The sequence below is a fragment of the Microbacterium sp. SA39 genome, from assembly GCF_000967865.1.
Lineage (GTDB): Bacteria > Actinomycetota > Actinomycetes > Actinomycetales > Microbacteriaceae > Microbacterium.
Genome location: NZ_JXRU01000001.1, coordinates 1 through 502 on the forward strand (window position 1 = coordinate 1; position 502 = coordinate 502).

A 502-nucleotide genomic window follows, 5' to 3' on the forward strand; every position below is an offset into this window, starting at 1 on the left:
CGGTTCAGCCTGCGCGGGCGCGAGAGGGACGAGCGAAGTGAGAGGCGGTGTGGAGGTGGTGGGGCGTGCGCCATCTGCGGTGGGGGTCCCACCAGGCCGGGCCGCGGACCTGCGGGATGCCGTTGTTCATGCGGATCTCCCACCCGCTGGTGTCGAGGGTGCGGTGGTGGTGCCAGCACAGGGTGACGCCGTTGTCGGTGTGCGTGGGCCCGCCGCGGGCGTGTTCTTGGTCGTGGTGGATCTCGCACCAGGATGCCGGGACGTGGCACCCCGGGATGAGGCATTCCCTGTCGCGGAGTGTGATGGCTCGGCGTTGGTGGACGGTGAAGAGGCGGTCGGTGGCCCCGATGCTGATGATGCGGCCCTCCGGATCGAACAGCACCCGTTGAATGTTCCCTCCGCAGGCGATGTGTCGGGCGACGCCGACCGAGACCGGGGTGTCGATGCCCTGCACGTGCGCCCACCCGCGGCCGGTGGCGTACTCCTCCGCCGTGACGGACAC

1 protein-coding gene is annotated in these 502 nt (G+C 70.3%); it reads right to left on the reverse strand.

Going from position 1 to position 502, the window contains the following annotated elements; all coding sequences use genetic code 11:
• Positions 1-4: 4 nt before the first annotated feature.
• The coding region (locus tag RS85_RS00005; RefSeq protein ID WP_152642281.1) for an HNH endonuclease signature motif containing protein at positions 5-502 on the reverse strand (498 nt) is incomplete at its 5' end.